The sequence below is a fragment of the Psychroflexus tropicus DSM 15496 genome (genome assembly GCF_000378765.1).
GTDB lineage: Bacteria > Bacteroidota > Bacteroidia > Flavobacteriales > Flavobacteriaceae > Psychroflexus > Psychroflexus tropicus.
In genome coordinates this window covers 623129-636900 of the sequence record NZ_KB905343.1, presented here as the reverse complement: position 1 = coordinate 636900, position 13772 = coordinate 623129, and the positions used below count along the sequence as shown (strand labels likewise).

General features: G+C 36.5%; 14 protein-coding genes. 9 read left to right on the top strand and 5 right to left on the bottom strand.

The genetic code is table 11. The annotated features are described in order from the left end of the window. The first annotated feature begins 125 nt into the window (after nt 1-125). Together F598_RS0107780 and F598_RS0107775 are read left to right on the top strand one after the other, a co-directional pair. The gene (locus F598_RS0107780; RefSeq protein ID WP_019038476.1) at nt 126-1745 is read left to right on the top strand and encodes a family 16 glycosylhydrolase; all 1620 of its coding nucleotides are present in this window, start codon (nt 126-128) and stop codon (nt 1743-1745) included. 56 nt (nt 1746-1801) lie between these two features. Next, nucleotides 1802-2770: a glycosyl transferase family 90 gene (locus F598_RS0107775; RefSeq protein WP_019038475.1), complete on the top strand. Its 969-nt coding sequence runs from the start codon at nt 1802-1804 to the stop codon at nt 2768-2770. An 8-nt stretch (nt 2771-2778) separates the two neighbouring features. On the opposite strand, the gene F598_RS0107770 is transcribed toward F598_RS0107775, so the two are convergent. Continuing rightward, a complete protein-coding gene (locus F598_RS0107770; RefSeq protein WP_019038474.1) occupies nt 2779-3207 on the bottom strand; it encodes a DUF4829 domain-containing protein in 429 nt (142 codons plus the stop codon). A 516-nt stretch (nt 3208-3723) separates the two neighbouring features. On the opposite strand from F598_RS0107770, the gene F598_RS0107765 reads away from it, so the two are divergent. From F598_RS0107765 to F598_RS0107740, 6 genes are all read left to right on the top strand, one after another. Next, the gene (locus F598_RS0107765) at nt 3724-4161 is read left to right on the top strand and encodes a hypothetical protein (protein WP_033408459.1); all 438 of its coding nucleotides are present in this window, start codon (nt 3724-3726) and stop codon (nt 4159-4161) included. 80 nt (nt 4162-4241) lie between these two features. Then, on the top strand, nt 4242-4511 hold the full coding sequence (locus F598_RS0107760) for a hypothetical protein (protein ID WP_019038472.1): 270 nt from the start codon (nt 4242-4244) through the stop codon (nt 4509-4511). 5 nt (nt 4512-4516) lie between these two features. Then, nucleotides 4517-5080 (top strand): Riean_0653 family protein, encoded by a 564-nt coding sequence (locus F598_RS0107755; RefSeq protein WP_245539768.1) that lies wholly within the window; start codon nt 4517-4519, stop codon nt 5078-5080. Nucleotides 5081-5085: 5 nt separating this feature from the next. Beyond that, nucleotides 5086-5667 carry an alpha/beta hydrolase-fold protein gene (locus F598_RS0107750; RefSeq protein ID WP_157594977.1) on the top strand — a complete coding sequence of 194 codons (582 nt, stop codon included), beginning with the start codon at nt 5086-5088 and terminating at the stop codon, nt 5665-5667. Continuing rightward, a complete protein-coding gene (locus F598_RS0107745; RefSeq protein WP_245539767.1) occupies nt 5664-6263 on the top strand; it encodes a Riean_0653 family protein in 600 nt (199 codons plus the stop codon). Before F598_RS0107750 ends, F598_RS0107745 begins: the two co-directional genes overlap by 4 nt. 4 nt (nt 6264-6267) lie before the next feature. Continuing rightward, entirely contained in the window at nt 6268-8775 is a 2508-nt protein-coding gene (locus F598_RS0107740) for a T9SS type A sorting domain-containing protein (protein ID WP_019038468.1), read from the top strand. A 180-nt stretch (nt 8776-8955) separates the two neighbouring features. Here the strand turns inward: F598_RS0107740 and F598_RS0107735 are convergent, their stop codons facing one another. The 4 genes from F598_RS0107735 to F598_RS0107720 form a co-directional block, all read right to left on the bottom strand. Then, a complete protein-coding gene (locus F598_RS0107735) occupies nt 8956-9765 on the bottom strand; it encodes a dienelactone hydrolase family protein (RefSeq protein ID WP_245539766.1) in 810 nt (269 codons plus the stop codon). 32 nt (nt 9766-9797) lie between these two features. Next, nucleotides 9798-10514 (bottom strand): DUF3307 domain-containing protein, encoded by a 717-nt coding sequence (locus F598_RS0107730; protein ID WP_019038466.1) that lies wholly within the window; start codon nt 10512-10514, stop codon nt 9798-9800. Further along, nucleotides 10511-11110, bottom strand: coding sequence for a helix-turn-helix domain containing protein (locus F598_RS0107725; RefSeq protein WP_019038465.1), 600 nt, complete (start codon nt 11108-11110; stop codon nt 10511-10513). Before F598_RS0107725 ends, F598_RS0107730 begins: the two co-directional genes overlap by 4 nt. A gap of 101 nt (nt 11111-11211) precedes the next feature. Beyond that, a complete protein-coding gene (locus tag F598_RS0107720) occupies nt 11212-12675 on the bottom strand; it encodes an SLC13 family permease (RefSeq protein ID WP_026302591.1) in 1464 nt (487 codons plus the stop codon). 144 nt (nt 12676-12819) lie between these two features. Here F598_RS0107720 and F598_RS0107715 point away from each other — a divergent pair, with 144 nt between their 5' ends. Further along, the gene (locus F598_RS0107715) at nt 12820-13707 is read left to right on the top strand and encodes a phospholipase A (protein ID WP_026302590.1); all 888 of its coding nucleotides are present in this window, start codon (nt 12820-12822) and stop codon (nt 13705-13707) included. Nucleotides 13708-13772: the final 65 nt, after the last annotated feature.

The window sequence follows — 13772 nt, the reverse complement described above, 5'->3', positions numbered from 1 at the left end:
TTCTAAATTTAGCAAAACTATTTTAGTCTGGTATCAGGATGTACTCATTTGATAAATAGGGTTTAACAACTGAGTCCTGAGTCCCTAAAGATTTCTTAGTATATTGCAAGCTTAATGTATTTGCAATGAAGACTTACGTCATATTATTTTTCTCGATCATAAGTTTTAGTGGTTTTGCGCAACTTCTGCAAGACGATTTCGATGGAAGTTCTACAATAAGCACCTGGTACGCAGACGATATACAATTGAATACATCCTACAGCAACCCGTTTCAGAATACTCAGAACGCTTCCTCTACAGTCTTAAGATATGAAGATGATGGCGGGTTATATGCGAATTTGGGTTTAGACAGTCCTGATCCCATTATCATAGAAGACAACTCTCCATTTTCATTCAAGATCTATGTACCTTCTTCAAGTGTTTCTGGAAATCAAAACAATCAGGTCTCTTTAAAATTACAAAACAGAAATCAGCAACAACCCTGGTCCAATCAATCTGAAATCATTAAAACAGTTGAACTGGACCAATGGCAAACTTTGACTTTCGACTTTACTACAGATAATTATATCAATCTAGATCCCAGTTCAGCTCCTCCTGTAGATAGGACTGATTTTAATCGCATTTTGATACAAGTGAATGGAGAAAATAATACAGATCAGGTCACAGCTTATATTGATGATTTTTATTTTCAGGGCGGTACAGTAGAAGATGACCCCGGAAATCCTAATGATCCAGTATACGACGTTTTAGTCTGGGCAGATGAATTTGAAGGTAGTGGAGCCATTGATACCAACAATTGGTTCCATCAAACCCTATTGCCAAACGGTGAGTCCTGGTTTAATGGTGAAATCCAGCATTATACAGACCGTCTCGAAAATACTTTTTTAGAGGACGGAAATCTGAATCTTATCGCTAAAAAAGAAAATTTCACAGATCAAGGGGTGACCAAAGACTACACATCGGCGAGATTGAATTCTAAGTTTGCCTTTACCTATGGCCGCGTGGAAGTAAAAGCCAAACTCCCGACTGGAGCTGGCACCTGGCCAGCGATCTGGATGCTGGGTAAGAACATACAAGAAAACGGCGGCTATTGGAATAACGAAGGCTTTGGTACCACGCCCTGGCCAGCTTGTGGTGAAATCGATATCATGGAGCATTGGGGAGATAGTCAAAATTACGTCCAAAGTGCCATGCATACACCTTCCAGTTTTGGTGGCACCATCAATCATGGCGGACAAGTAGTGCCAACAGCCTCAACAGCATTTCATGTTTATACCTTAGACTGGTATGAAGACAGGATGGTGTTTAGCGTCGATAGAAATGTACATTATGTGTATGATCCCGAAGTCCAAAACGATGCGACCTGGCCTTTTGATGAGGAACAATATCTTTTACTGAATATTGCTATTCAGCCAAGCATAGATCCTAATTTTACTGAAAGTGCTATGGAAATAGATTATGTGAGAGTCTACCAGGAAAACACACTGAGTACCAACGAAGAAATCGCCGAAGATCCGCTTAAGATTTTCCCTAACCCCACACATGAATCTGTTCAAATTCAAATTTCAAATTTTAAAGAAGATCAAAGCTTAGACATCTACTCCATTCAGGGCCGATACATCAATTCTTATGATTTGGATCATCAGGACATTTCCATTGATATGAGTGGATGGGCAGCTGGAGTGTATTTGTTTAAATTAAACAGCCAACAAAACAATGCGGTTTTCAAAATTATAAAACAATAATACATCTGCCTTCACTTGATGACGAACAGTTTTTATTAAACAATTGATTTTAGATCATGGAACTTAAGCGTTTATCTTCTAAACATAAAAACAACAAGTTACTCTATTATTTAAGGAACTATTGCCGGTTATTACTTCCTAATTCATTTTATCAGCAAAACCTTGATCGAAAGCTAAATTCGATATCAGATCAACATTTGAAATCACTTCAGAGTCGGCTTAACTATTATAATCAACTTACCCAACACCAGCAGTTATCTAATTCATCAAAAAGGCTTTCGGATATCAACATAAATGAAGATAGCAAAACCTATTTCTTTGATTTTAGAGAGTTTCATCGCTATTTTGATCAATCCTTAAACGTATATTACGCTTTTGGTGATATAACCCACGTCCCAGACGTTCCAACCTTTGTCAAAAGCAGACCGATTAAAGGGAATAATGAAAATTCCATTTTACTGAAATGGGATAAAGTGAGGCATTTCACTTTCGTTAAAAAAGACCGTAAGTCGTTTTTAGATAAAGAGAATAAGCTTGTGTTTAGAGGGAAAGTACACCCTACTCAACCCCATAGAATAAAGTTTATGGAACTTTATAGCTCTCATCCGCTATGTAATGTTGGGAAAGTAAATAAAAACAATTTACCAAATCAGTGGAACGTTAATAGAATGACCATAGAAGAGCAATTAAACTACAAGTTTATACTGTCTTTAGAGGGGAATGATGTCGCCAGTAACCTCAAGTGGGTCATGTCCTCCAATTCTGTTGCAGTTATGCCACAACCCAAATTTGAGACCTGGTTTATGGAAGGCCAATTAATTCCAGACCATCACTATATCGAAATTAAAGAGGATTACTCCAACCTGGAGGAACGTTTAAATTACTTCATAAAACACCCTGAAGAAGCGATGGCGATCAATAGGAACGCCAAACAATATGTTGCTCAGTTTCAAGATAAAGAAGACGAAAAATTACTGTCTCTCTTGGTGTTAGAAAAGTATTTTAATTATACTGGTCAGCTTTAAGTAAAGCTTTACGACTTTGGTTTTCTGGTGTCTGCCACGTAACTGATTTTCCAGCCCTCTTCAGTATTGATCAAGGTCATCACATTAGTTCCTGAATGTGAAAACTCACCATTGACAAAGAAGGAATAGCCTAAAGTATACTGAGCTAAAAATTCAGTTTCAATAGACTCTTTTGAATGTATTTTCTCCAAAATAGCCACCTCCTCGGGTAGAGATTGAATCTGATCGGTGAAATCCTTAATGGACTGACTGGATAATGTTCTATCAGGCGCTATGGATAAACTGTGTAGTTGCATATCATCTAGACACAGGCGCTTAAGCGTCACCTGATCTTTTGCATTTAGAGCTTCAAAAAATGAATCGATCACCTCTGATGAAGTTTGAGCCTGTATACCTGAAAATAACAAGGAAAAAAAGGCAATTATAATTCTATTCATACTATAATTTTTAATGGATTAAAGTGGTGTTGTTAAGGATGAGTGAATTGTCTCCTCCTTATGGATTAATACCTAGTTTAGGTGATGTAATCTAAAGTAAACTAATTTAAATAAGACTAAGCTTACTAACTGGTTTTAATTTTGAATTCTAATTTAAAAGATATTATCAGATCGTTTGATACCACTAAATGTGAGAATTTATCTGATTGTTGAGTCTCAGGCAGGCAGCCTGAAAACTTATTCAGATTGAAAAACTCTTATGTTCTATAGCTATGCATAGCAAAGTCAAAGTCTGGTAATCCCTTATTTCAATTTTAAATTCCCCTAACTAATTCTTACCAATTTTACGACCTAAGAAAAATGTAAATAAACCCTGTAAAGCATTTTATTTGTTGGTTTTAAAAATTTACGTTTTCCCGTACCATGTTTACGGTCAAACCGTAAAAGTGAAAGAAATATTAAAGTTATATTTATTCTATTAAAATCCAATCAATTATTAATCATAAAAAAATCCAAATGAAAAAAATTATTTTCAAGCTTTTAATCTCAATGGCTTCAATTTATTCCTATGCGCAAACTATTAATACTGAATGGGCGACAGAAATAAACGAAACCTTTGCTGGTATCGATAAAAATAAAATTCCCTATGGTTTACTGAAAGACTACGCCATGGAGTTTACAGATTTGTCGGTTTATAATGGTTTTTTAACAGACTCTTCTTATGTAAGTAAAGGCACCTTAAAATCAATTTATAACACACTAGTTATGGCAAGAGTAAAATCTAACATTAAGAGTTTACTAAGTCCAAAAGTATTTGATCGAAATTGGAAAAAAATACGTAGAAAAAATGCAATTGTTTTAAGTAGATTATATTTTAAGTACAGCCAATTTAAATCTAACACATTTCCAAATTATATTTCATTATTAATAATAAAATTTATGATAAATATGTAAATGGTGAATGGCAAAATCCATATGAAGTCAAACAAGTTTACGCCATAGCTTCACCTATTACCAAATTTAAAGGTCTTGAGATGGATGTTGAATTACCATCAGATTTATGGTACACCAACCAATTGAAAGTTGTTAGAAGCATTGATATTAATTTTAATAATGGCAACGGGTTTATCAATATGCCATTTAATACAGCATATAAATTGGAATATATGGAAGGTGGAATTTACGATTGGATATATAAACTCACATTGACTAACGGACAAATTCTTTATTCTCAAAGTAGGATAATAATCGAACAAACAGCACCAACTAAAAAATGGAAAAGTTCTATAATATCTAAAAACTAAAACTCATGAAAAAGAAATTCTATATCCTACTCATAACATTCCCCCTTTGGGGGTTAGGGAGCTTATCCTGCAACAGCGACGATGACCAACCTCAAGACCCCATAGACCAATTGCCTACAATGACCACTACAGGTGAAAACACCATTGGTTGTCTCGTAAATGGCGAACCTTTTACCGATAGTGGTCTCATGAACAATTTTTATCAGTTTGTGGGTGACGAATCTGTTTTAGCGATTAATTGGAAACAAGGAACAACAAACAATTCAAAAAGAGGACAGATTACAATAAGGAATTTGGAAATATTAGAGGGTGAGACTTACACTTTAAATATCAGTGATTTTTTAGAGGATGATTATACTGGTAGCAGTGGCACTTTTACCACCAATACACCTAAATTATTTGGACAATTTGAGACAAACCAAGATAATGTAGGATTTATTACGTTTGAAAAATTTGATAAAGTTAATAATATTATGTCTGGTACTTTTCAGTTTGAAGCAAAAGAGATTGTAACAAACGAAACTGTATCAATAACTAACGGTCGCTTTGACTTAACCTTTACTAATTAAAAACTATGAGATTTTATATAAAACTAGTCGTCTTGATTTTTACATTAAACTTGAGTGCACAAATGCAAAACGATACTATTTTCGTTCAACCTATAACAGCTACAAAATCGTTTCAAGGCGTTTTTGGGAATGCTATGCTACAAATTGATGATGCTGGCAACGATTGTCTAATAACAAAACCTTTGATTATCGCCGAAGGTTTTGATTCTGGTTTACTTGGAGGAGAAAATGAATTTGGAGAGAATCAATTGGAGGGTTTTATAGAAGAAATAGAAGAATCAGAAAGTACAGATTTACAAAATTTATTAACATATCAAACAGAATTTATTTACGGCGACCAAGACCACGACATCATCTACGTGAACTGGAACAGCCCTAGGGCTCATTTACAGCTTAATGCCTATGTTTTAGAAGAAGTCATCAACTGGGTCAACCAAGAAAAAGAACCTGATGCCGACCAAAACGTAGTCCTTGGCCAAAGTATGGGCGGTCTTATAGCCCGCTATGCCCTCGCAGATATGGAAGATGACCCTAACCTGGACCATGACACCAAATTCTACTTTAATCCAAAAACTAAAAAATCATGAAAAACACAGCTTATATCTTCCCAAAAATTCTAAAAAGACAAAGTCTAATAGTCTTATGTCTTATGTCTTGCATCCTGTGTCTAAGCTCAGCCTGCAACAACGACGATGACAATAACACACAGGACCCATTAAGCCAGTTGCCACCAATGACCACAACGGGTGAAAACACCATTGGCTGTTTGGTAAATGGCGAACCCTTTACCGATAGTGGACTGATGAACAATTTTTACCAGTTTGTGGATGGCGAATCTGTTCTAGCTATTAATTGGGAGAGAGGTTTTACTGGAAATGTAAGATTGGGACAAATTGTATTAAGAAATACACAAATAAATGAAGAGGAAATCTATATTTTAAACAAAAGTAATTTTTTAGAAAATGACTATACAGGTGGTGGCGCTTTATTTTTCACAGATATTGAGGCGGAAGAAGGTCAATATGAAACAAATCAAAATTTTACTGGGCAAGTATATTTTACAAGATTTGACGACGAGAATAATATTATGTCAGGTACTTTCTCATTTGAAGCTCAAGAAATTTTTACTGGAGAAACTATTACTATCACAGACGGAAGATTTGATTTAACCTTTACAAACTAAAAGAATGAAGAATTTTATAACATACATATTACTGCTTTTTGGACTTTTCGGATATACACAAGTTCCTAATGATACGATTTATTTACAACCTATTACCGCAACCAAAGCATTTAATGGCGTTTTGGGTTCGGCTATACTTCAAATTGATGATGCAAGAGATGATGGAGTAATTACTCGCCCTTTAATCGTTGCCGAAGGTTTTGAGTCGGGTTTAATAGGTGTTGAGAATGAATTTGGAGAAAATAATTTAGAAAGATTTTCTCGTAATATTCAATTATCAACAAGTGCCGACCTTCAAGATTTGTTGAATGGAGGTACAATTACAGATACAGGCGACCAAGACTACGACATCATCTACGTGAACTGGGACAGCCCAAGAGCGCACTTACAGCTTAATGCTTATGTTTTAGAAGAGGTTATCAATTGGGTCAACCAAGAAAAAGAAGATGCAGGCAGTACAGAACAGAACGTAGTCCTCGGCCAAAGTATGGGAGGTGTTATAGCACGTTACGCTTTGGCAGATATGGAGCAAGACCCTAACCTAGACCACGATACCAGACTCTACATTAGTCACGATGCACCGCACCAAGGCGCTAATATTCCATTGGGTGTTCAATACTTGGCTAGGCATCTGGCAGACCAATTTGTAGAAACGCCGCTTGGTGATTTTGCGTTTGAAGTTGCAAATGATAGTCAAGCTTCCATTGCAGATACCAACAATCTATTTAATCAACCCGCTACCCAACAATTACTAAAAGAATACATTTCACCAAATTTTAGTTTAGATAATTTAGCTCATGATACTTGGCAGGCAGATTTAATCCAGAAAGGTTATCCCACTCAAACCAGGAATATAGCTATTAGTAATGGAAGCCAATGCGCGATTACACAGGATTATGCATATAATGCCTCGTTATTCAAAATGGATGGAAACGTAAGAACTGGCGCTTTAACTGATTTTCTCAGCTTTTATTTAGGAATAGCAGATGATGTTGCCCTAGCTGTCATTTTTAATGAACCTGCTCTATTACTTGGTATTTTACCAGGTAGCAGTCGTTTCAATTTAGATTTTAATGCAAAAGCATTACCAGCGGCAAATCAAAACGCAAACATTTATAGCGGTTCAGTAAGCTACACAAAAAAACTATTTGGTTTTATAAACATCACAGCAAATTTAACTAATAGGTCTTACGATAATCCAGTAAATCTTTCATATGATAAATATGCTGGCGGCATATATGAATTATTTGATGAGGTTGGCGGCTTTATTTTTCCAAACCTATCTGAAGATGATATAGAAGAACTTGAAAATGATCTAGGAATTGATTTTGATGTAGATGATTTTAATACTATAATAAGTGCATTTCTCGGAAGTGGGAATATAAATATTAACACCGAAAGTTCATTTGGTTTTATAAACACTCCAAGTGCATTGGATGTTGGCAATGGTGCAATATCACTAAATGATACCGATTACTTTACATCTTACAGTGCCGCAAATCCGCCCATAGGAAATCGTGCCATTCCATTCCATAACTTTATAACTGCATACGAGAATAGCAATAGCTTAAATGAGAGACACATATCATTCAATTTTAGAAATGAAGATTGGCTGGCTGCGGAGCTTAATGAGAATGAAGAAATTTTCGATTGTACTTATGCCTGTGGCAGCATAGACATAGCAGCCCCATCACTACTTTGCACTTCAGGCACCTTTAGTGTTCCAGCTGGAGCAGATTCAGTGATATGGTCTGTATCGCCGTCAAACAGTGGTGTAACTATAACCTCTGGGCAAGGCACCAACGTGGCTACTCTAACGTTAACAGGAGGTTATTCTGGACAAGTTACAATAACAGCCAATTTAATATCAGGGGATTGTGGAAATGTATTATCAAATCCACTTGTGATTTGGACTGGTAAACCCTCAACTCCCAATCCAATAGTTGGTCCAAGCTCTGTCAATACTGGAGCTTTGGTGAATTATCAAAGTGGAGGCTCTTCTGGAGCCACTTCTTACGAATGGTGGCTACCATTTCCCTACGAAACTGTAACTACTTTCGACTATTTTGGGCAAAACTGGCAAAAATTATCTGGAGCTAGCTCCTCTCCATCTATTCAAGTCTTTACGGGTTATGCTGGTAATAATGGTCTTGTACAAGTCATGGGTAGAAATAATTGTGGAATCGGTGGAGCGAGATTCTTAAGTGTAAGTCATGGTGGTGGAGGCGGACCTATGCCTACGCCTCCAGGAAATAAAGAATATAAATTCGTTGCCTATCCAAATCCGTCAAAGAATGTTCTAAATGTAAACGCAATAGAAACATCTACAAATATTGGTAGATTAACACCTTTAAGCGGTGGACTCTACGATTTGAACGGGAAAGAGTTGCGCTCAGTAAAATTTTCTAATAATAAATCAACAATAGATACTAACGGATTGAAAAGGGGAGTCTATATTTTGAAAGTTTATTATGATAATATCATTGAAACTCATCAAATTCTAGTAGAATGAAATTGACAAAGCTTCATTATTGTTAGAAAATTTAATTGTCAATATGATTCAAAATCTAGATTTATAAAACGCATTATAAAGAAGTAGACCACTAAAATTTAACTTCTTAAGGAGAAAACACCTCAAATCAGTCAGACCGATTTGAGGTGTTTTCGTATGATAAATTCTCTTTTTAAAATTTCAAGATTTGAGTTTAAGTAATAAATCTTTCCATGCTTTCTGCCTCGCCAATTTGTTACCTTCTGAAGCATCAGGTTGAGCGCCACTTCTCATAAATCCATGGCCCCCACCCTCGTAAATATCATAAGTATAAAATTTACCAAGTGCCTTCATTTGCTTTTCTGTCGCAGGTAAAGTGGAATTGACTCTGGCGTCGTTTCCGGCATAGAACCCATAAACCGGTATTTCTATCTTAACCAGTTCATCGGGTTGTTTTGGCGCTGTGCCATAAAAGACAAAGGCTTCTTCCAGACCTAGATTATGGGTCGCATACCTAAAACTTTGAGAGCCTCCCCAGCAAAATCCAACTACCGACACCTGGCCATTGCCAGCAGCAATGCTTTTGGCGTATTCAAAGGTGGTGTCCAAATCTGAAATCACCTGGTTTGGATTTAGATTATATAGGGCCGTGCGCGCAGCATCAAAACTTTCAAAATCCGAGGTTTTAGCTTTTCCTTCCACCGTGCTCGATAATAAATCGGGGGCGATGGCGATAAAGCCTTCAGAAGCCAATTCATCTGTGAATCGTCTGGCCCAGTCATTCAGTCCTCTGTTCTCATGAATGACAATTAAAACTTTTGCTTTCTCCGCAATTTCAGGATAAACCACAAAATTATAAAGAGTACGTCCTTCATTATTAAGCTCTATCCACTCCTGATGTCTTGGGGAGTTTTCTAAAACCTCTAAATCGGTTTGTGAGTAGGCTGAAACTATAAACACTAAGCTGAAAAGAATACCTAAGGCTTTCATTGGTAACAAATTGAGTGCCAATAAATATAATTTATTTTTTAAATCAAGTCAAATCAACTTAAGAGGTCCCATAATTGTAGACTCGCAGCTGCTGTTACTAAGGCAAGGCCATAACTTAGCAGAGTTCCAATCAGCACATATTCGGTTAGTTTTCTGTCTTTAGATCTGGATAAATCACTAAATCTGAATATGGATTTAGCAGCGATTAAAAACCCAATACCTGCCCAATAATTAAGACACACGAAACCCAAAATGAATAGCCTTTCCAGAATACCGATATACCAGCCTGCTTTATGCAAGGCTTCTCCTTCTAGATCTGATAAATCCCATCTTGAGAGCACAACTTTCATAATAACACCAGAAACGTATGTTGTACATACCAAGGCTAAAAGGACAACAAATCCTTTATCTGGAAAATTTATTAAGGATCCCAAGTCCAGGCGCACATATACTGCTGCAGCTACTAGGATACAAACTAAATGTAAAAACTGATCGCCAAAGAATAATACAATCGAGGAACATATAGGTTTTAGTTTGATTTTCAGTATATCTATGATGAGATGACTAATCGTTAAAGCAATTACATAGGGTAAAACCTCCAATTTAAACTTTGTGATCACAAGCAGTAGAATAAGATGTACTCCTATATGCAACCAAAAATGCTTTGATTTTAAACCCTTTTTTTCTTTGCTTTCAACCCAGCTTTGAGGTTGCAGAACAAAATCCCCAATGAGATGAGCAAGCAGAAGTTGAAGTATGATGAGCATCATAATCTGGAAACTGAATGTTTATAGTATTCAAGTAACTTTTCTATTTCTTTATATCCCGTCTTTTGAAGCGTAAAACTAATGGTGCTTGGCGACTTGTTTAACTTTTTAGCGATTTCCTGCTGTGTTTTTTCTTTAAATTCCAAAACCGTTTTTAAGGTTTGGGCATCGATTTTTGTCCAGTTATCAAAAGTTAACAGTCCCAATTCAAACATTAGATTTAATGTACGATTATAATCATCATTTCCTGTATCTATAGCTAAGCGTTTAGACTTTAAAACTTCAAAACATTGTCCAGATCTGTGAAATGCTTCTCCCTGGTCTTCTGTTATTTTACCAACTGTAGGTTCAACCTCTCCTATTCCTATGGCCATTCTTGCATCCAATGCGGTATACATTTTTATGCAGGCTTTTATATAAATACAAGCTTCCAGGCTTTCCTCAATAGATGTTCTCAGCTGAAAACTATCTCCTCTATAAACTTCCCAGTCGCTAGTAGTATTTCCATAACGGCCTAAAGCGTCTTTTAAACTTTTGAGCCATTTCTTTCCGTCCTCTTCTCTGGAATTCACAATATCTCCCGTTATAATTGCCTTCATGCTTATATAATATTCGACTAATATATCAAATTATCTTGAATTCGATTCAAATATCGAATAATTAAATATTCGATTTAAAAGTCGAATACATCAATCTTCTTTTATTTAAATACTTCAGGGAAAGAAAGTGAATCCAGCTCAAATACAAAGGGCATCAGTAAATATACAGCAAGTGAAATGACAAAAATAGAAATAAGGTTAAGTAAAAATCCTTTTTTGACCATATCTGAAATCTTTAAATAATTAGCTCCAAATACAATAGCATTGGGAGGTGTTGCCACGGGCAGCATGAAGGCACAAGAGGCTGAAAGGGTAACAGCTATCATCAAAATATAAGGATGCACATCAAAACTTAATGCTAAGGGAGCTAAAATGGGCAGAAGCATGGCCGTTGTCGCTAAGTTGGAGGTTACTTCTGTTAGAAAATTGACCAGAGCAGACACTAAAACAACCAATAAAAAAATACTAACGCCTTCAAATAAGCTGATCTGACTGGCGATCCAGTTGGCCAAACCGGTTTCTACAAAAGCTTTGGCCAGGGCCATACCGCCCCCAAACAAAATAATAATTCCCCAGGGAATTTTCACCGCTTCATTCCAGGTTAATAATTGCCGATCTTTCTGCTTGGTAGGAATAAGAAATAAAAGCACTGCTGCGCTGATGGCTATTATAGTATCGTCGATACCAACAATGACAGTCGCTATAACACTTCTAAACACCCAGCTTAAAGCGGCAAGAAGAAATACAACACCTACTGCTTTTTCCTCATAAGAAAGCTTTCCCAGCTGGTTTAACATCGCCTTTACCTCCTTTTTACCCTCATTAAAATGAACCTGCTTGAGCTTAAAAGTAAATCTTGTGAGGTATTTCCAGCTAATAAAAAGTAAAAGCATGGATACTGGGAAACCAAACTTCATCCATTCAAAAAAACCGATTTTAATGCCATAAGTATTCTCAAGAACCCCAGCAAAGATAAGGTTAGGTGGTGTCCCAATAAGAGTGGCAATACCGCCAATGGAAGCACTGTAGGCTATAGAAAGCATAAGTGATTTGGAGAATAAATCGCTTTGTTGCTTATCTTGATTATGCTGAGATTGAACCTGATGGGTAATGGCAATAGCGATGGGTAGCATCATGACTGTGGTAGCTGTGTTTGAAATCCACATCGACAAGAAAGCGGTAGCGAGCATGAAACCAAGAATAAGATAGGGGGCCTTAGAACCAATCCATTTGATAATTTGTAAAGCAATACGCTTGTGGAGATTCCAGCGCTCAATCGCTATGGCCAGTATAAATCCTCCGATATAGAGAAATACGTATTTATGTCCGTATTGCTGAGTGGTTTCAGATAGAGGAATCACCTCAAATAATGGAAATAAAACAATAGGCAGTAAAGCCGTGACGGCAATAGGTACAGCCTCTGTAATCCACCAGATCGCCATCCATAGGGTTATCCCAATTAAGGTGAAGCCCTCATCGCCGAGAGAAGCAGGTGGCTCTAGAAGCTGGAACATTACAAAAACGATAGGGCCAATAAGCCTTAATAAAAAACGTAGAATCAAAATTGAAAATTGTAACTCAAACTTAGAAAATAAATAGTTACAAATTAAATCCTTATTGAAATCAGATAAATTATATCACAGAATTCAGAAAGTATTGTAATTTGGCAAAATCTAATTGTGTTTGATTTTATCCAACCTGATTCTATTATGAAAAAAATAGTATTACTTCTCTTTTGCTCTTTCGGCAGTATGATCTCAGCTCAATCTTTTTTTGGTGAGGATAAAGTCATTGAAAAATCACTTTCCGAACGCTGGGAACTAGATGATGAAGATAAAAACGGCACTTTCAAATTAACTTTTTACAAACCTATTTATGTCCTGCCAGCTCGATGGTCCAGTGATCCAAACGAACTGCCCCAAAGTGCCAATCCGGATAACAGTTTTACAGAACCATTAAATTACGATCAGGTAGAAGCTAAATTTCAACTAAGTCTTAAAACTAAATTGATTCAATCCTTCTTATTTGGCCACGGAGATATTTGGCTAGGCTATACTCAATTAGCCAACTGGCAAGTCTATAACGATCCAGTGTCCAGACCTTTTAGAGAATTAAACTACGAACCTGAGATCCTCGTCAACTTTCCAATGAAAGTCAATCTTTTAGGCGTCGATTTAAGAATGGCAGGTTTTGCCTTCAATCATCAGTCTAATGGTAGAGATTTACCAAGATCCAGAAGCTGGAATCGACTGATGTTCCACGCAGCTTTCGAAAAGGATAATATTCAGTTGTATCTAAAACCCTGGATAAGAATTGAAAGTGGTGACACCGATGACAATCCAAACATAAGTGACTTTATGGGCAGAATGGAAGCCAATGTCATTTACCATAAAGGCAATCATAGTCTTTATGTCATCGGAAAAAACAGCCTTAATTTTGATCAAAATCGAGGGAGTTTGGAAGTCAATTACCTGTATTCTGTAAAATCCAATCTTCGCTTACACGTTCAAGCTTTTACGGGGTATGGAGAAACTCTAATTGATTATAATCACAAGCAAACCACCTTCGGCATTGGGGTTTCGTTTATCGATTGGTAGAATCCAACTACACCCCATGTTGTGAAAATAACATTTAAAGACAGTATTAAGCCAATTGCGGAGCT

Bases quoted from the DNA above. Each gene is read 5' to 3' on its own strand.
- F598_RS0107780 (WP_019038476.1), top strand. From the start codon at position 126: ATGAAGACTTACGTCATATTATTTTTCTCGATCATAAGTTTTAGTGGT.
- F598_RS0107730 (WP_019038466.1), bottom strand. From the start codon at position 10,514: ATGATGCTCATCATACTTCAACTTCTGCTTGCTCATCTCATTGGGGAT.
- F598_RS0107740 (WP_019038468.1), top strand. From the start codon at position 6,268: ATGAAGAATTTTATAACATACATATTACTGCTTTTTGGACTTTTCGGA.
- F598_RS0107760 (WP_019038472.1), top strand. From the start codon at position 4,242: ATGGATGTTGAATTACCATCAGATTTATGGTACACCAACCAATTGAAA.
- F598_RS0107725 (WP_019038465.1), bottom strand. From the start codon at position 11,110: ATGAAGGCAATTATAACGGGAGATATTGTGAATTCCAGAGAAGAGGAC.
- F598_RS0107750 (WP_157594977.1), top strand. From the start codon at position 5,086: ATGAGATTTTATATAAAACTAGTCGTCTTGATTTTTACATTAAACTTG.
- F598_RS0107775 (WP_019038475.1), top strand. From the start codon at position 1,802: ATGGAACTTAAGCGTTTATCTTCTAAACATAAAAACAACAAGTTACTC.
- F598_RS0107745 (WP_245539767.1), top strand. From the start codon at position 5,664: ATGAAAAACACAGCTTATATCTTCCCAAAAATTCTAAAAAGACAAAGT.
- F598_RS0107765 (WP_033408459.1), top strand. From the start codon at position 3,724: ATGAAAAAAATTATTTTCAAGCTTTTAATCTCAATGGCTTCAATTTAT.
- F598_RS0107755 (WP_245539768.1), top strand. From the start codon at position 4,517: ATGAAAAAGAAATTCTATATCCTACTCATAACATTCCCCCTTTGGGGG.
- F598_RS0107770 (WP_019038474.1), bottom strand. From the start codon at position 3,207: ATGAATAGAATTATAATTGCCTTTTTTTCCTTGTTATTTTCAGGTATA.
- F598_RS0107715 (WP_026302590.1), top strand. From the start codon at position 12,820: ATGAAAAAAATAGTATTACTTCTCTTTTGCTCTTTCGGCAGTATGATC.